The following is a 21,743-nucleotide window of genomic DNA, read 5'->3' on the forward strand; positions in this document are numbered from 1 at the left end:
GGGTGGTCCGAACCGTTAGCATGCGGCGCCATGAGTTCCCCCACTGGGCCCGCACCTGGCTCGCCCGATTTTGACGCCGCACCCCCGAGCCCGGGAGCCGCACCCGGCCTGCCTGTACGAATGCCGCGACGGCAGTCCGGCCGCCACCGCAAGCCGGAACCGCTGGCCGCACCCGAGGGCGCGCCCGCGCTGGTGCTGGCCGTGCCCGGCACCCCCTCCACCGCCTCGCGCAGCCTGGCGGAAGAGGTCTCCAGCATCGCCCGCTCCGAGCTCCCGGGCCTTGACGCCCGGATCGGCTATGTCGACGGCGGCGACGACGAGTTCCCGTCCCTGGAGGCCGTGCTGGCGCAGGCCGCCAACGAGCACAAGGCACGGGTGGGCGCCGACGGGCAGCCCGACCCCGGCCCCGCCGCCGTGGTGGTGCCGCTGCTGGCCGGACCGGACAGCGCCCTGCTGCGCCGGATACGCCAGGCCATGATGAACAGCGGCTCCGGCGCCGAGCTGACCGATGTCCTCGGCCCGCACCCGCTGCTGGCCGAGGCGCTGCACGTCCGGCTCTCCGAGGCCGGTCTGGCCCGCGCGGACCGTGCCCGGCTCTTCACCGTCGCCACGGCGGCGGACGGCATCATCCTCGCCACCGTCGGCGGCGAGGAGGCCGTGCAGGCGGCCGGGATCACCGGCATGCTGCTCTCCGCACGCCTCGCGGTGCCGGTGCTGGCCGCCGCCCTGGACGAGGAGGGCGCCATCTCCCGTACGGCCGAGCAGCTGCGCGAGTCCGGTTCGCAGCAGCTGGCACTGGCCCCGTACCTGATCGGCCCGGAGATCACCGACGGCCTTCTGGGAGCGGCCGCGGCGGAGGCGGGCTGCGCATCGGCCGAGGTGCTGGGCGCCTACGGCACGGTCGGCCGCCTGGCGCTGTCGAACTACGCGGCGGCGGTGGGCATCAACCTGCCGACGCAGGCGCAGGGGGCACCGGTCCGCTAGGACTCTCCCCGGAACGGACGCCGCTCCCGGAAGGGCCGTCTTCGCGCAGGGCGCGGGGCGGCCCTTCGTCACGTCCGGCCGCCTTGCCGGGCACCGTGCCGGGACGCCCTGCCCCGCTGCTGTCCCGTCACCTTGCCCTCCGCCTTCCCGGGCTGCCACTCCCGGGCGGAGGCAATACGTCCGATTCCGCTCCGAGCGGCGCAGTTGCCCGTCAGGGGGCCCGGGAAGCCGGTGGCCGAGTCGCAGGTGGGCCGAGGGGCGTACGTCCGCCAGATGCCCTCACAGGGGGCTTGCCGTACGCCTGACGCGCCGAGCGATGAGTCCGGGAGCGCCGCGAGGTCTACCGTCCTGCAGAGGCCATTCGCCGGCTGCTCGCCCTTCGTGGCGTGAGCGGGCCGCCCACGGAAGGAAGTTCATGTCGCACGTCGACGTCGTCCGCGCCGCCTTCGGGGCCTACCTCGCCCAGGACCGTGCCGCCATGGACCGGCTGCTCGCCGAGGATTTCGTCTTCACCAGCCCGCAGGACGACCACATCGGCAAGGCCGCATTCCTCGACATCTGCTTCCCCACGGCGGACCGGCTGCGCTCGCAGCAGATTCTCGACGCCGTGGCCCTCGACGAAGAGCAGGTCTTCGTCCGGTACGAGTACGAGCTGAAGACGGGCGAGCGGCACCGCAATGTCGAGGTGATGACGGTGCGGGACGGCCGGCTCGCCGAGACACAGGTGTACTTCGGCGGGCGCTTTCCACAGGGGTGAGACGGCTCCCGCAGGACTGAGACGGCTTCCGCAGGGGGGAAACGGCCGTCCCGGGCGGCTCAGGCGAAGACCACACAGGAGGCGGCCGGCGCCTCGACGGATCCGCCCCGGTCCGGGAGGCCGGTCGCCGGGTCGACGGTGAACCAGGTGACGTCACCGGAGCGCTCGTTCGCGGCGTACAGGTGCCGGCCGTCGGGGTGCAGCGCCAGGTCCCGGGGCCAGTGGCCGCCGCAGGGGACGGTGGTGACGAGGGTGGCGGTGTCGCCGTCGAGGGAGAGGACGGCGAGGCTGTCGTGGCCCCGGTTGGCGGCCCAGGCGAACCGGCCGTCGAGGGAGACGACCAGTTCGGAGGGGAAAGTGTGGGCCTCGTCGGCCCCGTCCGGGAGGAGGCGGGTCTCCCCCAGCGGCGTCAGCGCACCGGTACCGGCGTCCCATCGGCAGACCGTCACCGTCGGATCGAGTTCGTTGAGGACATAGGCGCGGTCGCCGTGCGGGTGGAAGGCGAGATGGCGCGGGCCGCTACCGGGCCGCAGCCGGGTTTCGGCGTGTACGGACAGTGTGCCGCCGGCCAGGGCGCAGCTGCGGACCGAGTCGGTGCCCAGGTCGACGCTGAGCAGCCAGCGGCCGCTGGGGTCGGGCAGGACGGCGTGGGCGTGCGGGCCCTCCTGGCGGTCGGCCTGCGGGCCCCCGCCCCGGTGGGCGAGCACGGTGGCGGGGCCGGTGAGCGTGCCGTCGGCCCGCACGGGGAGCGTGCTGACGCTGCCGGAGCTGTAGTTGGCGGTGACGAGGTGGCCGTCGGCCAGGGTGAGGTGGGTGGGGTCGGCGCCGTCCACGGGGACGGCAGGTGCGAGCAGTCGGGGCCCCTGAGGGGTGAGGGCGAAGGCGGCTGCGGTGCCGTCCGGCGTCTCGCTGACCGCGTAGAGGAACCTGCCGTCGGGGCTCGGGGCCAGATAGGAGGGGTTGGGGAGGACGTCGGTGGAGTGCAGCGGGGTGAGTGCGCCGGTCCCCGGGTGGACGGCCGCGGTGGTGAGGCCGAGGCCGCCGGCCGCGGTGAACGATCCGATGTACGCGCGTCGCCCGCGGTCGCTCGCCGCCACTGGTCCGCCCTTCGTCACTTGGTCCGCCCTTCGTCCGCCTGCCGCCCGGCGAGGCCCTCGGGGTTTCTCCGGCAAGGTGCCCGTCAAGGTGCCCCGGCGACGCTAACAGCCGGGGGCGGGACCGAGGCCGCGATGGCCTGTTCCCGCCCACGGGCGCGCGCCGTCGTGAGCCCGGGGACCCGTACGTGCGTCACGGAGCGCTCCGGGCGCGATGCCGAGACGGGGCGCACGGCGCCCCCACGTCCGTCCGCCCGCCCGTCCGCCGGTACGCCTGTCCGGAGGGAGCGTGGTCAGGCGTCGACCAGCGGGGCGCGCGGAGAGCTGCGCAGCGGCGCGGAGAGTTCGGCCAGCGCCCGCTCCAGGCCGTGGAGATGGGCCAGCGCGGGTTCCGCGGCGGGCGGGTGCGCCACCACGACGGCGGCGGCTCCCGCATCGCGTGCCCCGCGCGGTGTGGTCAGCGCCTCGACGGCGGCCTCCACGCGCTGGCACGCGGCGGTGAGCCGGGCATCGTGGGAGGCCTCCGGGTCGGCGGCGACGGCAGCCAGTCCCCGCACCTCACGGGCGCAGTCGTCGAGCAGCGCCAGCACCTGACGGGCCCGCGCCTTGCGGGCACGCAGCGGGCTCAGGGGGTGCACCAGCGGGGAGAGCGACAGCCGCACCCGGCCCAGCAACGGTCCCAGCTCGGCGACGTGCGGGCCGGGGTCGGCGGTCGCGGAGCCCGCGAGGCGGGCGGCGGCCTCGGCGGTGCAGTGGTGCACACAGCGCAGGGCGCGCTCGATCCAGGCGTCGGTGGTGGCATGGGTGGTGACGGGCAGCACGAAGAGCACCGCCAGCGCCGCGCCGAGCGCCCCCACACCGGTCTCGGCGAGACGCAGCGTGAGCAGACCGGGGTCCAGCACTCCCAGCAGCCCGTACAGCAACGTGGCCATCAAGGTCACCGCGAGCATCATCCAGGTATACGAGACGGCGGCGGTGTAGAAGATCCCGAACACGCTCACCGCGACCAGGACCGCCGTGGGGACGACGGCGCCGTGCAGCGGGACGGCGACGAGCAGACCGAGGACGATGCCGATCACCGTGCCGAGGGTCCGGCGGAAGCCGCGCACCAGCGTCTCGCCGCGCGAGGTGGTGTTCACGAAGATCCACCAGGTGGCGCCCACGGCCCAGTACCAGCGCTGCTCGGAGAGCAGCTGGCCCACGAGGAGGGCGAACGCGCTGCCGGCGGTGGCCTGGATCGCCTGGCGGGTGGTCGTCCGGGCGAGCCCCCTGCCGGCCGGCGGGACGGGCAGGACGGCCGGGGGCAGCCTGCGCTCGTAGCACCACACTCCGAAGCGGACGAGCGAGGAGGCGGCCAGGGCGAGGGCGACCGCGGCATACAGCTCGGGCAGTTGGCCCGGCACCGTGTGCAGGAACTGCGCCGCGAAGAAGGTCATGAACGCGAACACCCCCAGCGCATGGCCGCGCGGTCCCCAGCGGCGGGCGTACACCCCCGCACCCACCACCGCGGCGAAGACCACGCCCCGCCCCACCGGATGGTCGTGGAGCACCGCCGCGACGGCGAGCACCGGGAAGCCGACCGCGGGCAGCAGGCCGGTGGTGACCCTCTGCGCCCGCACCGTCGCGTCGGTGACCGTGAAGAGGGCGAGCAGCGCGGCGAGACCGCCGGTGATGGCCGCCACGAGCGAGTGCCCGGCGAGACCGCACACGGTGACCGCCAGGCCGATGCCGAGGACGGACCGGGCGGCGCTGCGCAGCCGCAGCCACCCCGGATCCGGAGCCACGAACATCCTCTTCAGCACAGCTTTCCGCCCTTCGCCGTTCCGGCATGAAAAAGGCGCCGCGGAATCCCGCAGCGCCATCGACGGGGCCATCACAACACTTCTTCGGCATATTGCTCAACAGACGCAGCAAGAGCTATGCCATTGGTATAGCTGGGTGCGCTCACGCCGGGCCAAGAGCGGGCCAATGGGCGGTACCGGGGCGCGAGCCCGGTCTGTGGGGCGGACCAGGCCCCGGGGGCCGCCCTTCACTGACCGTCGACGAGCTCGGCGAGGCCGTCATGGACACCACCGGCTCCTGGGCCGGTGACCTGGGGCTGACGATCGGGAAGGTCGGCGCCGGTCCCCACGCGCAGTACGCGGCCGCGAAGGAAGCACGCCGGCCGGAAGCGCAGCTGACTCACCCGGCACTGCCTTCACCGGGGCCCTGGGTACAGTCACGACTCCCCAGGAAGCCCGCCGCCCTCGTGAGGAGGCCGTTGCACCATGTCCGTGGATGCCCTCGACGCCAAGATCCTTCGGCTGCTGCTGGAGCAGCCGCGCACCAGTGTGCGGGAGTACGCACGTGTCCTCGGGGTCGCCCGGGGCACCGTGCAGGCGCGCCTCGACCGCCTCGAACGGGACGGTGTGATCACCGCCTACAGTCCCCGGCTGTCCCCCGCCGCGCTCGGTCATCCCGTTCTCGCCTTCGTCCACATCGAGGTCACCCAGGGCCATCTGGAGGAGGTGGCGGACGCGCTGGCGGAGGTCCCGCAGATCATCGAGGCGTTCTCGACGACCGGCGGCGGAGATCTGCTCGCCCGGGTGGTGGCACGGGACGCGGAGCATCTGGAGGATGTGATCCAGCGGCTGATCAGTCTGCCGGGCGTGGTCCGCACCCGTACGGAGGTGGCGCTGCGCGAGCGGGTGCCGCATCGCATGCTGCCGCTGGTCGAGGCGGTGGGCGCCGCCGGATCGCGTTGAGCCGGACGCTTGGGCCTGTCGGCGCCCGGTGCGCCCGCGGCACACCGGGCGGGCATGCGGTGCATCGCGGTCCCGTATGGGTCCGCCACCGCCGACGACCCGGCGTGCGCGAGCGCCGGGCTGCTGTTCCGGGGCGGTCAGGGGGAATGCACAGCGCGGGGCGCGTACGACTGGCCCGGGCAGCCGGTCCGTTCTTCCCCCTGACCGGGGCTGGTCACTCCAGATCGAGGGACTTGCATTCGGCGGCGAGACCGTCGGCGCAGAGCAGGTCGATGCGGACCGCGCCGTCGCGGACGACGGTGTCCTTCATATTCTTCCGGGTGACCATCTGTGCCTTGAACAGCTGGGCGGGGATACCGGACTTGCTCTTGTTGTCGGCGGTGGCCGAGGTGAGGGACTTGATGCTCTTGCCCCGCAGCAGGCGGAAGGCAATTTCGGCGGCGGTCTCCGCCTCCGGCCTGACTTCCTTGTAAATGGTGAAGGTCTGGGTGCCGGCTACCAGCCGCTGCAGCGCGGGGAGTTCGGCGTCCTGGCCACCGACCGGCACATTCTTGATACCGGCCGACTTGAGTGCCGAGGCGATACCGCCCGCCATACCGTCATTGGCCGAGTAGACCGCGTCAAAGCCCTCCGCGCCATGGGCGTCGATGAAGTCGCCCATCTCCTTCTTGGCCGTCGCCGCGGACCAGCCGGGGATGTCCTTCTCGTAGACGATCTTACGGACCTTGCCGTCGAGGACGGCATGGGCGCCCTTCTTGTAGGACGGCGCATTCGGATCGGTCGGCGAGCCGTTCATCATGACGACGTCGGAGGCGGCCGCCTGGGAACCGAGGGCGGCGACAATCCCCTGCCCCTGGAGCCGGCCGATCTTCTCGTTGTCATAGGAGACATACGCCGCGACATCGCCCTCGGCGAGCCGGTCGTACGCGATGACCTTGACGCCCTTCTTGGCGGCGGAGTCCACCCAGCTCTTGGCCGCCGCGGCGTCGACCGGGTCCAGAATGATGACCTTGACGCCCTTCTTCACCAGGCCGTCGAACTGTCTCTTCTGGGCATCGACCTGCTGCTCGGCATTGTGGTAGTCGACTTTGCATTCGAGGCAGAGGGACGCAACGCGCGACGAAATGATGCGGCGGTCGAACTTCTCGTACCGGGCCGCTTTGCTCTCCGGAAGGAGCAGCCCGATCGAGTCCTTACCGGCACCGGTGTCCTGATGATCGCTCCCACAGGCCGCCAACGGCGCTGCGAGCGAAAGCGCCATCGCGCCGGTGAGGGCACGCCGCATTATTGCATTCATTCCCGGTACCTCCAAAGGGGCCGCCTGACCGGCCCATGAACGGCTGAAGTGAACGTCATCTCCGGCCCTACCGTCAAGAATCGAAGCAATAACGATATGGAAGGGTGCTGTGGTTTGACTCTCTGAACCCCTGTCATGCGGCGGGCATTCCGGACAGTAGCGAAACGGTCAATTCATTCCGGAACGCGCCGTAACGCTCCGGCTCCGACCCCGTCACTTCCACCGCGTGACGTGGGCGGACTCCGGGCTCCGCGCCACCGCCCGATGCGTCAACCAGGCGATATGCAAAGGGTGTTGGCCGAACGAACCGGACCTCGACGCATACGCGAACGGAGATGTGAACGCCGACGTGAACGCGCACACTCCCTTTCGCCGCGCACACCGGTCCGCGAGCGGAGAGAGAAATAGATGCTGTGCGCAGCCTTTCCGGGGTACCGCCGAGCCGAACGGCGAGTGGTCAAGACCAATCAGCGGCGAGCCCGTGACGCCCCGGGCGAGGAGCGCACCGAACCTTTCCGCTCAACCGCCAAATACCACAACCGAAATGGAGAATCCCTGGGAATTTCTTGAGATTGTTTTTTGCGTCCGAGCCCTCTTCGCCAAGAGAACCCGGGCCGCGACCATCCGGGAATCGCTTGCGCCGGGTCAGCCCACCCAGCCGCCGGTGAGGCCGAGTACCGCCGAGCCGTCCACGTCGGCGAGCTTGGTGCCGGTGAAACCACGCGCCCAGTCCGACGTCTGGACACGGAACGCGGGCCGGTCCGCGGTGAGCGCCTCCAGCACGGCCTCGGCGGCCTCGGCCGGGGTCTGCGCACTGCCGGCGAACTGCGCGACGGTGCGGTCCAGATAGGCCTGCAGTGCGTCCGCGTAAGGGCCCGCGGCGGCGACCGCACCCTCCAGGTCGGCCCCGATGTTGTTGACGAATTCGGTCGCCACCGCGCCGGGCTCCACGACGGAGACCGTCACCCCTGCCTTCGCGGCCACCGGCGCCAGGCTCTCCATGTAGCCCTCGACGGCGAACTTGGCAGCGCAGTAGGCCTCGTTGAAGGGCTGACCGATGACCCCGCCGACACTGGTGACGGTGACCAGACGGCCACCGGAGGCGCGCAGATGAGGCAGCGCCGCCTTCGAGACATGAAGCACGCCGAAGAAGTTGACCTCCATCACCGTGCGCACCTCGGCGACGGACTCGTTCTCCAGCGTGCCGAGGTGTCCGGCACCCGCGTTGTTGATCACAGCGTCGAGACGTCCGTGATCGGCGATCACCCCGTCGACCGCGGCGGCGACGGACGCCTCATCGGTGACATCGAGCTGCCGCACCTCGAGCTCCACCCCCGCTTCCGTGGCCGCCTTGCGCAGGGCATCGGCGCGGGCGGTGTCGCGCAGCGTGGCCACGACCCGCCAGCCGGCCTGCGCCGCGGCGACAGCGGCAGCCAGGCCGATGCCGGAGGACGTACCGGTGATCAGAACAACCTTGGAAGACATGGTGAACCTTTCAGCCCCGTGGCAACGGAGCAATTTAAGTGCGTGTACACACACCATAAGCATTATGTGTGCACACACGCAACCGGTAGCCTGTCCGGCATGGCGAAAAGGAAGCTCACCCAGGCCGAGATGCCGGTGGCCGACCATGCTTTCTACGGGCTGGTCTGGGCCGGCACCGTCCTGACCGAACGCGTGGACCGTGCCCTGGTCAAGGCCCACGATCTGCCGGTCTCCTGGTTCGAGGTGATGCTCTGGCTCGCCTCCAGCCCGGATCCGGTCCCGGCCTCCGTGCTCGGCAACAGCACCATGCTCAGCCGCAGCCAGGTCTCCCGTGTCGTGGACGCCCTCCGGAGTCGCGGCCTGGTCACCCGCACCCCCTCCGCACATGACGCACGCTCCGTCGAGGTGTCCCTCACCCCGGAGGGCCGCCGGCTCTTCGACGAGGCCGACGCCACCCGCCGTTCCTGTCTGGCCCCGGTGTTCACCGATCTCCTCGACCAGGACGACCTCGAAGCGCTGAGCACGGTGTGGCGGAAGCTGAAGGCCGACAAGGACGGCTGAGGAGTCACTTCACGGAACTGCCGTACGGATAAAGGGGCGGGCTGCGGCACCGCCGGCCCCTCAGTGCGCGATCGTCCGGGCGATGTCCAGGGTGAGCCGCTGCCAGGGGTCGCGCGGGTCCCGCGTGGTGAGGTCACCGATCCGGCGCAGCCGGTAGCGCAGCGACTGGGGGTGCAGGCCGAGCCTGCGGGCCGCGGCGTTCGCGGAGCCCGTGTCGAGGTAGGTGGTGAGCGCGTCCATGAGGTGCCGCCGGCCGGGCAGGAGGAGCGGCCCGAGGATCAACCGGCTGATCTGCTCGGGAGTGGTGGCGGGACGTCCGCCGAGGAGCGCCAGCACCTGGGCATCGCCGTCCGTCAGGACCCGCTCGGGGTGGTGGGCGTGCGCGGGTGCGGTGTCCAGCGCATCGGCCGCGAGACGGTAGGCGACGGCGATCCGGTCCAGGCTCTCCCCTGAGAGGGCACAGCCCCGCAGGCCCCGCTCCCCCAGGACCCGGGGCGCGGACGCACCGGCCGCGGCGGGCAGCAGCAGGACGGCGCGCGAGCCCCGGACCGTCACCAGCGGGGTGGGGCCGCCGCCGTGGCCGCCGAACGAGGACAGGAGCCCGGCGGCCGTCTCCTGCGTCACGCCCGCACCGTCCGCATCGGCCGGCTCGGCCACCAACAGGCAGTAGGGGTCCGGGAGTTGTCTGCCCAGCCGGGCGGCCCGGTCGGTCAGCGCGCCGATGGAGGCGTGCCGTCCCGCGATCAGGTCGTCGAGGAGCAGCCGCAGCGCCCGGTCGCGGTCCGCGGTGAGATCTTCGCTGGTGGCGGTGTAGGCGGTGGCCATCTCCTCGGAGAGGGTGTCCAGGGTGGTCAGCGCCATCCGGGCGAGGGCGAAGGCGTCCGGTGCAGCCGGCGGGGGCGTCGCAGCCGCGATCTCGTCCGTCAGCACCGTCGCCGCGACCCGGTAGGCCCTCAGGACCGCCTGCATCGGGCGGCCGTCCGCGGCCCGCGCCGCGGCGATCCCGCGGAACCGGCGGAGGTCGGCGGGGGTGAGGGCGCCGTCGGTGACCCAGAGGTGGAGCAACCGGTCCAGCGCCCAGGCGGCGATGGCGCGCACCTCGTGGAGGCGGCTGTCATCGAGGGCGGCATAGGCCGGGACCTGCTCGCGCACGGCGGTGACGAGCGTCGCGACCACTCCGGGGTCGGCGATCAGCCGCTGCCGGATGCGCTCCCGTTCCTTCATCACAGGGTGATGATTCCACCCGCGTGTTGTGCGCACCGCGGTGGACGGGTGTGGTCACTGTCGCCAGGATCTCGGGTGAGCACGCAGTCTCAGCGACGAGAGGCGGGACGTACGGATGGCGAAGCACTGGGCGGACTTCCAGTACGAGATCTATCTCCACGGCATGACAGGCGCCGTACCGCGGCTGCCGACCGATCTGACGCGGCTGGAGGAGCTTGCCGAGCGGCGCCTGGGTCCCGGTCCGGTCGGTTATGTGGCCGGCAGCGCGGGCACCGGGAGCACCGCCGACGCCAACCGGGCGGCGCTGCACCGTCATCGGATCGTCCCGCGGATGCTGCGCGAGGTGCACGAACGCGATCTGTCCGTGGAGGTGTGCGGCCGGGCGCTGCCCGCGCCGCTCGCGCTGGCGCCGGTGGGCGTGCTGTCGATCATGCATCCCGACGCCGAGCCCGGCGCCGCCCGCGCCGCCGCGGCCCAGGGCGTGCCGTACATCCTGTCCTCCGCCTCCAGCACCCCCATGGAAGAGGTCGCCGAGGCGATGGGCGACGGGGAGCGGTGGTTCCAGCTGTACTGGGCCAAGGACCGCGAGGTCACCAGGAGCTTTCTGCACCGGGCGAAAGCGGCCGGGTACACCGCTCTGTTCGTCACCCTCGACACCCCGCTCCTCGCCTGGCGGCCGCGCGACCTCGACCAGGCGTACCTGCCGTTCCTGCACGGCGTGGGCACCGCCAACTACTTCACCGATCCCGCGTTCCGTGCGGGGCTCGCCAAACCGGTGCACGAGGACCCGAACGCGGCCGTGATGCACTTCCTGGGGATGTTCGCCGACCCCGCCAAGACCTGGCCGGACCTGGCGTTCCTGCGCGAGAACTGGGACGGCCCGATCGTGCTCAAGGGCATCCTGCACCCCCAGGACGCCCTGCGGGCCGCGGAGGCCGGGATGGACGGTGTGGTCGTCTCCAATCACGGCGGCCGCCAGGTGGCGGGCTCCGTCGCCGCCGCCGATGCGCTGCCCCGTGTCGTGGAGGCGGCGGCCGACCGGCTCACCGTGCTCTTCGACAGCGGCATCCGCACGGGTGACGACATCTTCAAGGCGCTGGCCCTGGGCGCGAAGTCGGTGCTGGTGGGGCGCCCGTACGCCTATGGCCTCGGCCTCGACGGGCAGGCGGGCGTCGAGCACGTCATCCGCTGTCTGCTCGCCGAACTCGACCTGACCCTCGCCCTGTCCGGGCACTCCCGCCCGGACACGCTGACCGCCGACGACCTCATCAAGGAATCCGTATGACCAGCTCGCCGGAGTCGTCCTCCACCACGCAGCCGCACCCCGTGCGCAACGTCCTCGCCGTCGTCTCGCCGCATGTCGGCGGCCGCGCAGCCGGAGCCGCGCTGGCCGGCCTCTTTCCCGGGCAGGCCCGGGTCACCGTCGTCGAGACGACCGACGAGGACCCGGTGGCGCTGCGCGAGGCCCATCTCCTGATCACCGGCCTGGGCCCGGTCACCGCCGGTCATCTCGCCGCGGCACCGGACCTGGAGGTCGTCCAGTGCGCCAGCCACGGCTTCGACTACGTCGACCTGGACGCGGCCCGCCAACGAGGCATCCCGGTCTGCAACATCGGCTCCAGCGGCGCGGAGAAGCAGAACGTCGCCGAGCAGACCTTCGCCCTGATGCTCGCCCTGGCCAAGCAGCTGGTCCCGGCCCATACGGCGCTCACCGAGGCCGACTGGGCACTGCCGCGCCTGCAGCAGTCCATCACCGAGCTGTCCGGCAAGACCCTCGGCATCATCGGCCTGGGCCACATCGGCGAGGAAGTCGCCCGCCGCGCCCTCGCGTTCGACATGGACATCGTCTACTCCGGGCCGAAGCCGGTCGCCGAGGAGACCGCGGCCCGCCTGGGCGGTGCCCGTCATCTCGGTCTCGACGAACTGCTGCGCACCTCCGACTACATCACCCTGCACGCCCCGCTCACCGAGCGGACCCGCCATCTGCTCGACGCGGAGCGCCTGGCGCTCCTCAAGCCCACCGCCTTTGTGATCAACACCGCCCGCGGCGCCCTGATCGACCAGGACGCGCTCGCGGACGCCCTGGCAGCCGGCACTCTCGCCGGCGCCGGTATCGACGTCTTCGACCCCGAACCGCCCACGGCGGCCCTGCGTCTGCTCAAGGCCCCGAACGTGGTGCTCTCCCCGCACGTCGCGGGGGTCACCCGCGAGACGCTGGTCCGCATCGCGCTGGCCGCCGTACAGAATGTCCTCGGCCACCTGGAGGGCAAGCCGCTGCGGGACATCGTCTCGTAACGCCACACCGGGCCGGCGCTCTCCGGTGCCGGCGCTCTCCAGTGCCGGCGCTCTCCGGTGCCGGCTGCTCCCGCACGACCGGCCGATGCCGCGCCCGTGCGGGAGCGGCCGGCCGCCGGGGTCTCTCGCGCGCCCATTCCCCTGCCTTTCCCGGCTCGCCACACGCGGCTTTGCCCCTGATTCCGGCCAATGTTCGGCGCATCGGTGCGGTACCGGTCCGGCTCCGTTGTGATCACCATGGACAACGTCCCGCCGATCACCCGGCCGGCCGGGCCGGTTCCTCACCCGTGGCGGCCCTCCGGACCCGGAACGGCAGCCAGGAGAAACAGGAACACATGCGCGTCACCCACCAGGCACCGCTCGCGCCGATGACCACGCTGGGCATCGGCGGACCGGCGGCGGCCCTTGTCGAGCTGTACGACCCCGCGGATTTCCCCGGGTTCGTGGCGCTGGCCCGCACCTTTCCCGGCGAGCCCGTCTGCCTGGGCGAGGGAAGCAACGTCCTGGCCGGCGACGCCGGATGCGACAGCGCCGTGCTGCGGATGTGCACCAGGGGCATCCGCATGGCCGGGAGCACCGCCGACGGGCGGGTGCTGGTCGAGGTGCAGGCCGGTCATCCGCTCGCCGATCTGGTCGACGCCACCGTCGCCGAGGGCCTGACCGGTATGGAGATGCTGGTGGGCATCCCCGGGACCGCCGGCGCCACCCCCGTCCAGAATGTCGGCGCCTACGGTCAGGAGACCGCCGACACCTTGGTCGAAGTGACGGCATGGGACTGGACGTTGCGCCGCAAGGTGACCATGGATGCCGCGGCCTGCGGCCTGGGCCACCGCACCAGCGTCTTCAAACGCTCCCGCCGCTGGACCGTACTGAGCCTGGTGTTCGCGCTGCGCCGGTCCCGGCTGAGCGCGCCGGTCACCTACCGGACGGTCGCCGCCGAGCTCGATGTACCGGCCGGGAGCAGGGTGCCGCTGGGCGAGGTGGGCCGGGCGGTGCTCACCGTCCGGAAGAGCAAGGGCATGGTGCTGGGGTGCAGTGGCGCCGACGACCGCTCGGTCGGCAGTGTGTTCCTCAGCCCCGAGATCTCCCCCGCCCAGGCCGACGACCTGCGGGCGCGCCACGCACCGGTGAACCGCTTCCCCGACGGCTCGATACGGGTGAGCGCGAGCTGGCTCATCCGGCAGGCCGGATTCGAGCTGCGTCAGCCGATCGTCACCGGCGTACGGATTTCCTCCCTGCACTACACCCTGGTCGCCGAGGAGGGCGCGAGCGCCACCGGTTTCACCCGGGCCATCGACCTCGTGTTCCAGGAGGTCCTGCGCCGTACGGGAGTGCGGCTCACCTCCGAAGTCGACTTCCTCTGATATCAGCCCCTTCTCCGGGGGTGAGGGAACTCACGTCGCCTTTCCGGTTTCACGGCCCGATGATTCGGCATTCACCCGGAGCCGAATACCCGGAAGGCAGGCGACAAGGGGTCCGTTGGGAGCCCGGCCGGACGCACAGCGGCATTCCGCGACGCCCCTTTCCCTCTCGTACGCTTTTGTCGGGCACGAGCAAGTCCTTTTCCCTGACGTGATGTTCAAGCCATTCTTGATGGCTCGAACGGCCGGGGAGGGCGCCCCCTGCTCACTCGCTCTGCCGCCGGAATACGGAGCCGCAAGGAACCGAACCGGATTCCGTCATTCCGGAATCCACGAGAAGCGGAGCACACCTCTCCATGCTTGACATGACATGCACCCTCCGATGAAATGACCGGCGGTTGCGAAATCCCTTTGCAACAACCGGACACAATCCGGGATTAACACATCTTTCTTTGGAGGGGACCATGGAGAACATCATCACCAGCATGGACGAATTCGACCTCGACCTCGACATGGAAATCACGGATTCCGCCACGGTCGCCATGAGTGCGCAGGAGTCGAAGCTCATGACGCAGGTCTGTCCGGTCACCTCCTGGAGCTGCTGAGACGAGCTGCTGAGACAGCGGTGCGGGGCGGCACCGAGGACGTCGTCCCGCCGCCCCGCGCCGTTGTCAGGAGAAGCGGTGGGCGGGGAACGGGGCGGAGAGGGTCATGGGCGGCAGGAGCGACGTCGATTTCACGTGCGGGGAGGTGGCTCTGGTACGGGCCGCGGCCCTCCCCCTGCCCACGGACGACGTACCGGCCCCGCCCCCGCGGCCGGCCGTCGTCGGGGACCCGGACGACGAAGAGGGCCGGCTGCGCCGTCAGGTGAACCGGCTCGCTGCCGATCCACGGCTCATGGAGGCGGTGAACCTCGCCAGCGCAAGCCTCGCGGCGGAGGTGGGCCGAGTGATCGCGGGAGAGCGGCTGCGGATCAAATCGCTGCGCCGTATCGCGGTGTCACTGACGAAGTACCACTCGCGGATGTCCCACCGCCCCACCCCGTTCGGCTTCTTCGCGGGGGTCGGTGTCGCCGGATTCGGAGCCGCCCCCGCGTGGGAGCCGGCCGGTGGCGGGCGCAGTGTGACCCGGCCGGACGCGGACTGGCTGGACGGCGTTCTGGCGACGCTGCTCGACGCCCCGGCCGTATGGCAGCGTGCACGGCTCACCGCCAACAACCTGCACACCGTACGGGACGGCCGGCTGGTCCTGGTCGACCACCATGACCGCACCGGGACCCGGCAGTGGACCGGCTCGGTACGCCACACCCGGGTGGTCCGTCACCTCCTGGCGGCAGCGGCCCGGCCCACGCCGTTCCCCGCACTGGTGGAGGAGGGAAAGCGGGAGTTCCCTCAGGCGCCCGAGGGCGCGGTCGAAAACAGCATCGCGCAGCTCGTCCGCGGCCGCTTCCTGCTCAGCGAGCTGACCCCGCCGCCCGACTGCACCACCCCGCTCGACCACCTCTGCGACCTGCTGCACGGCGTTGACCATCCGACGATCCGTCAACTGTCTGTCATCAGGGACAAGTTGCGCTTCCTGGACGCCGCGCCACCGGACTCCCGGCCCGCCCGGCTGACCGCGGTCCTTACACGGATGCAGGCACTGCATCCGGCCACGGACGTCCTCCAGGCGGATCTGGCGCTGGACGTACGGCTGACCCTGCCGCACGAGGTGGCCCGGGAAGCGGAGCGCGCCGCGACGGTGCTGTGGCGGACCTCCCCCGTGCACCGCGGCACCCCGCACCTCCGCGATTACCATCTGGCCTTTCTCGAGCGGTACGGCACCGACCGGCCGGTCCCGGTGCTGGAACTGCTCGACGAGGCCCGGGGGCTGGGGCTTCCTCCCGAGGACCGGCAGCACGGTGCCCCGCCGGCGGCCACGTCCGCCGCGCCCGCCGCCGATGCCCTCGCGCGCGACCGCGTTCTCGGCGAGCTGCTGATGGACGCCGCCCGCCGCGGCAGCGGGGAAGTGGCCCTCGATGAGGAGGCCGTATGCGCCCTGGAGCCGGCGGAGCGCGGGCCGGCCCCACCGAGCATGGAGGTGGGAGCCGAGCTGGTGACACCGGACTGGGACGCCCTGTGCGGCGGGGATTTCCATCTGGTGCTCAGCCCTCATGCGGTGTCACCGCTGGCCGGGGCGGTGTTCAGCCGCTTCGCGCCGGTGCTCGACGACCGGTCGGCCGACCGGATCCGGGATCTGGCCCGGCACGCCGAACGGACCGCACCCAAGGACGAGATCCCGGCGTGTGTCGCCTACCGGCCCAGGGTGGCCCGTTCCGGCAATGTGTCCGCCGTCCCGCAGTGGCTGTCCCATCGCCTCCCCCTGGGCGTCGGGCCCGCCGTGGCGAAGACCGCAGACGATCTGCGCCTGGAGAACCTGGCGGTGTACGCGGACGCAGACCGCCTCCGGCTCGTCGACACCTCGACCGGCCGCCGGGTGCGGCCGCTGTCGTACTCGATGCTCCATCCCGGCAGCGGCCATCTTCCGTCTGTGGCCCGGTTCCTGCTCGAACTCGGGCAGGAGGGGCAGGCCTTCTGCGCGCCGTGGAGCTGGGGCAGCTGGGCCTCGGCGCCCGCGCTGCCCCGGGTGCGCCACGGCCGGACCGTGCTCTGCCCGGCGCGCTGGCTGCCGGACCGGGCCCTGCGTGCCGCGGCCGAGGGCGGGGACGAGGAGTGGGAGCGGCAGGTCGGGCAGTGGCGGCAGCGGTGGGACGTGCCACGGCAGGTGCTGCTCACCAAGGCGGACCACCGCATCGCGGCGGACCTCGACGACCCCCTGCACCTCATGGCCTTCCGCGACGAGGTGCGGCGCTCCCCCGGCCTGGCGGTGGTGGAGCAGTTCGCAGGCGCAGCCGGGAGGCAGTGGTTCCGGGGGCCCGAGGGCTCCCATGCCGCGGAGTTCTTCTTTCCCGTCCTCGCCCGGCCCACCGGCCGCGGCACCTCCCACGACACCCGGCAGGACCTCCCCGTTCCGGTGCCGGTCCCGCCCCCGGCGCGGGGCACGGACAGCGGCCGCGGAACGCGCGCTCAGCTGCCCGGCGGCGCATGGCTCTACGCGAAGATCTACCTGCCCCGGGCCCGCCAGACGGAGGTGCTGGCCCGTCACCTCGCACCGCTGACCGACCCCCGCCTGCTCCGCAGAGCGGGCGCCGACCTGTGGTTCTTCCTCCGTTACGAGGATCCGGCACCCCACATCCGGCTGCGCTTCCACGGCAAGCCGGAATCCCTGTGGCCGGTGCTGCTGCCCGAGCTCCACTCCTGGGCGCAGGCACGCACGGAAGCGGGGCTGCTCGCCAAGGTGGTCCTGGACACCTATGAGCCCGAGACCGAGCGGTACGGCGGCCCGGCCGCACTCCCGCACGCCGAGCACTTCTTCCACGCCGACAGCACATCCGTCGTCAGTCTGCTGGCCATGTCACCCGACCAGCTGGGCGATCCGACGTTGCCGGCCGCGCTGGGCATCCTCGACATCCTCACCCACCTCGGGTCCCCGGAGCAGGCGCTCGGGTGGCTCAGCACCCCTTCCGTACTGGCGCACCGCAAGGACGTACCGCGAGCCCGGAAGCAGGCCGTCGCCGCGCTGCTGGACCCGCACGGCAGGCCCCGGCCACCGGCCGCCGCGGACGGCTGGGGCGTCGGATGGAGCACCCGCGGCCCGGCGCTGACCGGTCTGCGCGAGGTGCTTCCCGCCGGTGAAGGAGACGGGGACCGGACGGGACGGATCGCCCTGAGCCTGACGCATCTGCACTGCAACCGGCTGTTCGGCCCCCGCCCCGAACAGGAACTCTCGGCCCATGTGACGGCCCGTGAAGCGCTCGCACTGTGGCTCGGCCGGAAGCGGCACAACCGATGACACCGACCACACCCCATGCGCTGTGCGACGCGGCGTCGGCCGTCGCCCACCGCGTCGCCGACCTGCTGAGCACCCCGGAGCAGGTGGCCGGCGCCGCCCGCGACGCCTTCGGCGCGCTGCCCGTCGAGCTGCGGCAGGCCGGCTGGCAGCCCGCCTCGCTGCTGACCGGACACCCCGGCATCGCGCTGCTGCACACCCGGTGCGCCCGCAACGACACCCGGTACGCGGCCCTCGGGCACTCCCATCTCGCGGCGGCCGTGGCGGCGGCCACCGAGGCCGGCCCGGCCGCGGTCGGCGACCTGCTGCTGCCCGCGCGGCTGCACGCGAACGCACACGGCGGATACGCCCGGCTGCTGGCACGCTGCGCCGAGGTCCATGCCGCCTACGTCCGGGCCCGCGTCGCCCACCTCGTCGCACGACGGCAGGAGCACGGCCCCGGGCTGGCGTACGGCGACTACGACGCGATCGCGGGCCTGGCGGGAGAAGGGCGCAGCCTCCTGCTGGCGGCCGACCACGGCGACGAGCGGTGCGTACCGGCTCTCGACGACGTCCTGCATTTTCTCGTCGGCATCAGCCACCCCGTCCGTCTTGTCGACCCCGGCCACCCCGTCCGCTCCGGCCGCCCCGTGGAAGAAGACGGCATCCAGGTGCCGGGATGGTGGTGCGCACCCGACCGGTACCTCGTCCCACGCGACCGCCAGGAGTTCCCGAGAGGTGACTTCAACGTCGGTGTCGCCCACGGGATTTGCGGTCCGCTCGCGCTGCTGTCACTGGCCCACCGCTCCGGGCACCGGGTACCGGGGATGCCGGACGCCATCCGGCGGATGGCCGACTGGGTGCAGAGCATCGGGTACACCGACGGCCACAGCATGCAATGGCCCGGCAGGGTCGCCTTCCCGGGCCGCCCCGGAGAGCCTTCCCGGCGCCGCTCCTCCACGCAGGCGGGGACCCGCAGCAGACCGGGCTGGTGTTACGGGACATCCGGTATCGCCTGGAGCCTCCATCTGGCCGGGCAGGCGCTCGGCGACCACCGGATGACAGCACTGGCCGAGGAGGCGATCGGCGCCCTCGCACCTCGCACCCAGGACGGGCCGGCGTCCGACGACCCGGGCCTGTGCCACGGCCGTGCGGGCGTCCTCCACACCACCGTCCGCATGGCCGCCGCCACCGGACGCCCCGCATTGTGGGCGGCCGCGGACGCCCTCGCCCGGGAACTCCTCGCGGAATTCGACGAGCGAACTCCCTTCGGCTACACCCACGTTCTGCCGCCCGCGCCCCCGCCGTCACCGTCTTCGCAGACCGCCCCGCACCGTGTCCACCACCCCGGACTGCTGGACGGCGCCACCGGAATCGCCCTCGTACTGGCCGACTACGCCGACGCCCGCCGGGGAGCCGCCCCCGTCGGGCGCAACGGCTGGGACGCGGCGCTGCTCATGGGCTGAAGGCGTGGCCAGGGAGTGTGGTCACGCTCCCTGGAACCCGCCGGGTGTCGGCCGGATCTCGAAGCCCGTGAGCCCCTGCGGCTCTTCCTCATGGACGGACACGGTGTTGACGGTCGCCATGGGCGGACCCTCGTGTGCCCAGTCGACCAGTTTCCCTACGTGCTCGGGTTCCCCCTCGAACACGGCCTCCACCGTCCCGTCGGACAGGTTGCGTACCCAGCCGGCGGCTCCGTGCTCGTCGGCCAGGCGCCGGCAGGTGTCGCGGAAGAACACCCCCTGCACGTCTCCGGAGACCACCACCCGTCTGCGGATCATCCGTGCCTCACCTCGTTCGCTCGCCGGGGCGGTACGAGCGCAGATATATCCCGCCCCCGCGGTCAGCGGGCGGAGCCACGCCCGGGCGGCGTACGGCTCACGGAGCGTCCGGTGGCCGACACGGCGCGGGCGAAGCGGACGGCGTCGAGGACGGCGGCCCCGCCCGTGTCGTTGTTGAAGTAGGTGTGGACGTCGGCCCGTTCCGGCCAGGTGCCGGCGATCCGCCGTGCCCAGGTGGTGAGCGCCTGCCTGCCGTAGCGGGGCCCGGGTTGCGCACGGCCCCCGTGGAAGCGCAGATACCCCCAGTCGGCGGTACGCCAGAGGGGCGTCACGGGCCGCGAGCCCCGGTCCGCCCAGCACAGCGCGGCACCCCGGCGCTCCAGCACGGCGCGGATCTCCGCGGTCCACCACGAGGCGTGGCGGGGTTCGACCGCCACTCGGGTACCGGCCGGGAAGCAGCCGAGGCAGGCATCGAGCAGCCCGGCGTCCGCGGGCAGCGTGGGCGGCAGTTGGAGCAGGACGGGCCCGAGCCGGGGGCCCAGGGCGGCGGCGCACGACATCAGCCGCCCGACCGGCTCCTGCGGATCCCGCAGCCGCTTGATGTGCGTCAGATAGCGGCTCGCCTTGACCGCCATCACGAACCCGTCGGGGGTGCGGTCCCGCCAGGCGGCGAAGGTCTTCTCCTCGGGCAGCCGGTAGAAGGCGGCATTGCTTTCGACGGTGACGAACTGCCGCGCGTACTCCTCCAGCCACAGCCGCTGCGGCTGGTCGTGCGGGTAGAGGACGCCGCGCCAGTCCTTGTACTGCCAGCCGGACGTCCCGACGAGGACGGTCATGACCGGATCCCTGCCCGGTCCGGGTCGCCGGCTATCAGCCGGGGCGGTGGCTATCAGCCGGGCAGCGGCTATCAGCCGGGGCCCGTCCGGCGGGGCGGCGTCACCCGGCCCACCGTCCGGACAGGAAGGTGAGGGCGAAGACCGTCATCAGCGGCGCCGCGAGGCAGAGGTACACGGTTTTCACGCGCGGAGCGCGCAGGCTCCATCCGGCCAGGAGGACCCACAAGGGCCACCACAGGAGTGTGGCGCGGGGTATGGAGGTGTACCAGTACGAGGTGCCCAGGGCCCACAGGCTGAGGCCGACGTAGACGGCCTCCGGCCAGCGGCGCCGCCGGACCAGCACCCCGGCGAGCAGCAGGCCGACCACCATGGCGAGGAGTTCGGCCTGGGACATCAGGGCGTACCCGGTGGGCAGTGACTCGGCGAAGGCGGCATGCCAGGTGTTCAGCCAGGCTTCCCAGGGGGCGTGGAAGTCGCGGTACCAGCCGCGTTCTTCGGCGTGCTTCCAGGCCATCCAGTCGCCGGTGTGCATCCGGAGATACCCGCTGTAGACGAGGGGCGGCAGCGCGGGAAGCGCCAGCCACGGCAGCGCGCGCCATTGCCGGCGGGTGCGGACGGTGACGACGAAGTGGACGGCGAGGGCGGCGGCGAGGAAGAGGCCGCTGACCCGGACGGCGGTGGCCGGCGCGGCCAGGGCGGCCGCGGCGGGCCAGTTCTGCCGCTGGGCGGCGAGCCAGGCCGGCAGCGCGAGCGCCAGGAAGAGCGCTTCGGTGTACCCCGCCGCCAGGAATATCGCGCACGGTGAGAGCAGCAGGAAGAGGACGGCGCGGCGCCCGGCGCGCTCGTCGGGCAGGTGCAGCCGGGCGATCCGGGCGAGCGCCAGGACGGCGACGGCGCCGGAGACGAAGGAAATCAGCAGGCCTGCGGTGGCCCAGTGCGGGACGACGGTGTGGACGGCCCGCAGGAGGAGGGGGAAGCCGGGGAAGAAGGCTTCCCTGTTGTCCCAGCCGTTCATCCACGGCCCTGCCTGGCCGGGGAAGTAGCCCTCACGGGCGATGTGCAGGAAGTGCCCCCAGTCCCAGCGCTGCCACGTCTCGAGGAAGTCGGCGGCGTGATGGGTCGCAGGGTCGTCGGGAAACAGCCATCGGGTGCAGTAGGCAGTGGTCCAGATCCCGGCCCGGGTCAGCAGATACAGCCACAGCACCTCACGGTCGGCGGGTCCGGGGACGTAGCGCCGTCGGCGGGATTCCGGCTCCGGCGGGCGGGTCGGGCGAGAGCGGCCGGCCGGGCCGGCGTCGCCTGCTGTGCCGCCGCTCGGGGCTGCCGTGCCGCCCGGGATCGCCGTACCGGCGGTGCGTGCCGGCGCCGAGGGGGCCCGTGGTCCGGCAACGGGACTGGTGGCGAGCGGCGGATGCGTCCGGCGCAGACGGGGCGACGAGGCGGGCATAACGGGAGCT

General features: G+C 72.2%; 19 protein-coding genes and 1 pseudogene. 11 read left to right on the forward strand and 9 right to left on the reverse strand.

What is annotated here, in order from left to right; all coding sequences use genetic code 11:
* Positions 1 to 30 precede the first annotated feature (30 nt).
* Both OHS81_RS03400 and OHS81_RS03405 read left to right on the forward strand, forming a co-directional pair.
* Positions 31 to 984: a sirohydrochlorin chelatase gene (locus tag OHS81_RS03400; protein WP_443058647.1), complete on the forward strand. Its 954-nt coding sequence runs from the start codon at positions 31 to 33 to the stop codon at positions 982 to 984.
* A gap of 415 nt (positions 985 to 1,399) precedes the next feature.
* Complete coding sequence (locus OHS81_RS03405; RefSeq protein ID WP_328382283.1) at positions 1,400 to 1,741, forward strand: nuclear transport factor 2 family protein; 342 nt, start codon at positions 1,400 to 1,402, stop codon at positions 1,739 to 1,741.
* Between the two features lie 59 nt (positions 1,742 to 1,800).
* On the opposite strand, the gene OHS81_RS03410 is transcribed toward OHS81_RS03405, so the two are convergent.
* The 3 genes from OHS81_RS03410 to OHS81_RS03420 form a co-directional block, all read right to left on the reverse strand.
* Entirely contained in the window at positions 1,801 to 2,838 is a 1,038-nt protein-coding gene (locus tag OHS81_RS03410) for a lactonase family protein (protein WP_328382285.1), read from the reverse strand.
* A gap of 290 nt (positions 2,839 to 3,128) precedes the next feature.
* The gene (locus OHS81_RS03415; protein WP_328382287.1) at positions 3,129 to 4,637 is read right to left on the reverse strand and encodes an FUSC family protein; all 1,509 of its coding nucleotides are present in this window, start codon (positions 4,635 to 4,637) and stop codon (positions 3,129 to 3,131) included.
* A gap of 227 nt (positions 4,638 to 4,864) precedes the next feature.
* Positions 4,865 to 5,020, reverse strand: coding sequence for a hypothetical protein (locus tag OHS81_RS03420; RefSeq protein ID WP_328382289.1), 156 nt, complete (start codon positions 5,018 to 5,020; stop codon positions 4,865 to 4,867).
* Between the two features lie 82 nt (positions 5,021 to 5,102).
* Between OHS81_RS03420 and OHS81_RS03425 the strand changes: the two genes are divergently transcribed.
* Together OHS81_RS03425 and OHS81_RS03430 are read left to right on the forward strand one after the other, a co-directional pair.
* The gene (locus OHS81_RS03425) at positions 5,103 to 5,579 is read left to right on the forward strand and encodes an Lrp/AsnC family transcriptional regulator (protein ID WP_328382290.1); all 477 of its coding nucleotides are present in this window, start codon (positions 5,103 to 5,105) and stop codon (positions 5,577 to 5,579) included.
* An 18-nt stretch (positions 5,580 to 5,597) separates the two neighbouring features.
* A pseudogene (locus OHS81_RS03430) lies at positions 5,598 to 5,783 on the forward strand (HAD family phosphatase); the annotation flags it as partial.
* Positions 5,784 to 5,793: 10 nt separating this feature from the next.
* Here the strand turns inward: OHS81_RS03430 and OHS81_RS03435 are convergent.
* Together OHS81_RS03435 and OHS81_RS03440 are read right to left on the reverse strand one after the other, a co-directional pair.
* Positions 5,794 to 6,876 (reverse strand): sugar ABC transporter substrate-binding protein, encoded by a 1,083-nt coding sequence (locus OHS81_RS03435; protein WP_328382292.1) that lies wholly within the window; start codon positions 6,874 to 6,876, stop codon positions 5,794 to 5,796.
* A gap of 645 nt (positions 6,877 to 7,521) precedes the next feature.
* Positions 7,522 to 8,361, reverse strand: a complete 840-nt coding sequence (locus OHS81_RS03440; protein WP_328382294.1) for an SDR family oxidoreductase — start codon at positions 8,359 to 8,361, stop codon at positions 7,522 to 7,524.
* 99 nt (positions 8,362 to 8,460) lie between these two features.
* On the opposite strand from OHS81_RS03440, the gene OHS81_RS03445 reads away from it, so the two are divergent.
* Entirely contained in the window at positions 8,461 to 8,922 is a 462-nt protein-coding gene (locus tag OHS81_RS03445; protein WP_328382296.1) for a MarR family winged helix-turn-helix transcriptional regulator, read from the forward strand.
* 60 nt (positions 8,923 to 8,982) lie between these two features.
* Here the strand turns inward: OHS81_RS03445 and OHS81_RS03450 are convergent, their stop codons facing one another.
* On the reverse strand, positions 8,983 to 10,146 hold the full coding sequence (locus OHS81_RS03450) for a PucR family transcriptional regulator (protein ID WP_328390879.1): 1,164 nt from the start codon (positions 10,144 to 10,146) through the stop codon (positions 8,983 to 8,985).
* Positions 10,147 to 10,261: 115 nt separating this feature from the next.
* On the opposite strand from OHS81_RS03450, the gene OHS81_RS03455 reads away from it, so the two are divergent.
* From OHS81_RS03455 to OHS81_RS03480, 6 genes are all read left to right on the forward strand, one after another.
* Positions 10,262 to 11,431, forward strand: coding sequence for a lactate 2-monooxygenase (locus tag OHS81_RS03455; protein WP_328382298.1), 1,170 nt, complete (start codon positions 10,262 to 10,264; stop codon positions 11,429 to 11,431).
* Positions 11,428 to 12,441, forward strand: a complete 1,014-nt coding sequence (locus tag OHS81_RS03460; protein WP_328382300.1) for a 2-hydroxyacid dehydrogenase — start codon at positions 11,428 to 11,430, stop codon at positions 12,439 to 12,441. Before OHS81_RS03455 ends, OHS81_RS03460 begins: the two co-directional genes overlap by 4 nt.
* A 287-nt stretch (positions 12,442 to 12,728) precedes the next feature.
* Positions 12,729 to 13,805: a UDP-N-acetylmuramate dehydrogenase gene (locus OHS81_RS03465; protein WP_328382302.1), complete on the forward strand. Its 1,077-nt coding sequence runs from the start codon at positions 12,729 to 12,731 to the stop codon at positions 13,803 to 13,805.
* Between the two features lie 461 nt (positions 13,806 to 14,266).
* Positions 14,267 to 14,407, forward strand: coding sequence for a hypothetical protein (locus OHS81_RS03470; RefSeq protein ID WP_164993100.1), 141 nt, complete (start codon positions 14,267 to 14,269; stop codon positions 14,405 to 14,407).
* 106 nt (positions 14,408 to 14,513) lie between these two features.
* Positions 14,514 to 17,693, forward strand: a complete 3,180-nt coding sequence (locus OHS81_RS03475; RefSeq protein WP_328382305.1) for a lantibiotic dehydratase — start codon at positions 14,514 to 14,516, stop codon at positions 17,691 to 17,693.
* A complete protein-coding gene (locus OHS81_RS03480) occupies positions 17,690 to 19,135 on the forward strand; it encodes a lanthionine synthetase C family protein (RefSeq protein ID WP_328382307.1) in 1,446 nt (481 codons plus the stop codon). The genes OHS81_RS03475 and OHS81_RS03480 overlap by 4 nt, the downstream gene beginning before the upstream one ends.
* Before the next feature lie 21 nt (positions 19,136 to 19,156).
* Here OHS81_RS03480 and OHS81_RS03485 read toward each other — a convergent pair whose 3' ends face one another.
* The 3 genes from OHS81_RS03485 to OHS81_RS03495 all read right to left on the reverse strand — a co-directional run bounded on the left by OHS81_RS03485 (position 19,157) and on the right by OHS81_RS03495 (position 21,733).
* Positions 19,157 to 19,450 (reverse strand): acylphosphatase, encoded by a 294-nt coding sequence (locus OHS81_RS03485; protein WP_328382309.1) that lies wholly within the window; start codon positions 19,448 to 19,450, stop codon positions 19,157 to 19,159.
* Between the two features lie 62 nt (positions 19,451 to 19,512).
* On the reverse strand, positions 19,513 to 20,286 hold the full coding sequence (locus OHS81_RS03490) for a DUF72 domain-containing protein (RefSeq protein ID WP_328382310.1): 774 nt from the start codon (positions 20,284 to 20,286) through the stop codon (positions 19,513 to 19,515).
* Positions 20,287 to 20,386: 100 nt separating this feature from the next.
* Positions 20,387 to 21,733 carry a mannosyltransferase family protein gene (locus OHS81_RS03495; RefSeq protein WP_328382312.1) on the reverse strand — a complete coding sequence of 449 codons (1,347 nt, stop codon included), beginning with the start codon at positions 21,731 to 21,733 and terminating at the stop codon, positions 20,387 to 20,389.
* Positions 21,734 to 21,743: the final 10 nt, after the last annotated feature.

The sequence above is a fragment of the Streptomyces sp. NBC_00400 genome (genome assembly GCF_036048035.1).
Taxonomy (GTDB): Bacteria; Actinomycetota; Actinomycetes; order Streptomycetales; family Streptomycetaceae; genus Streptomyces.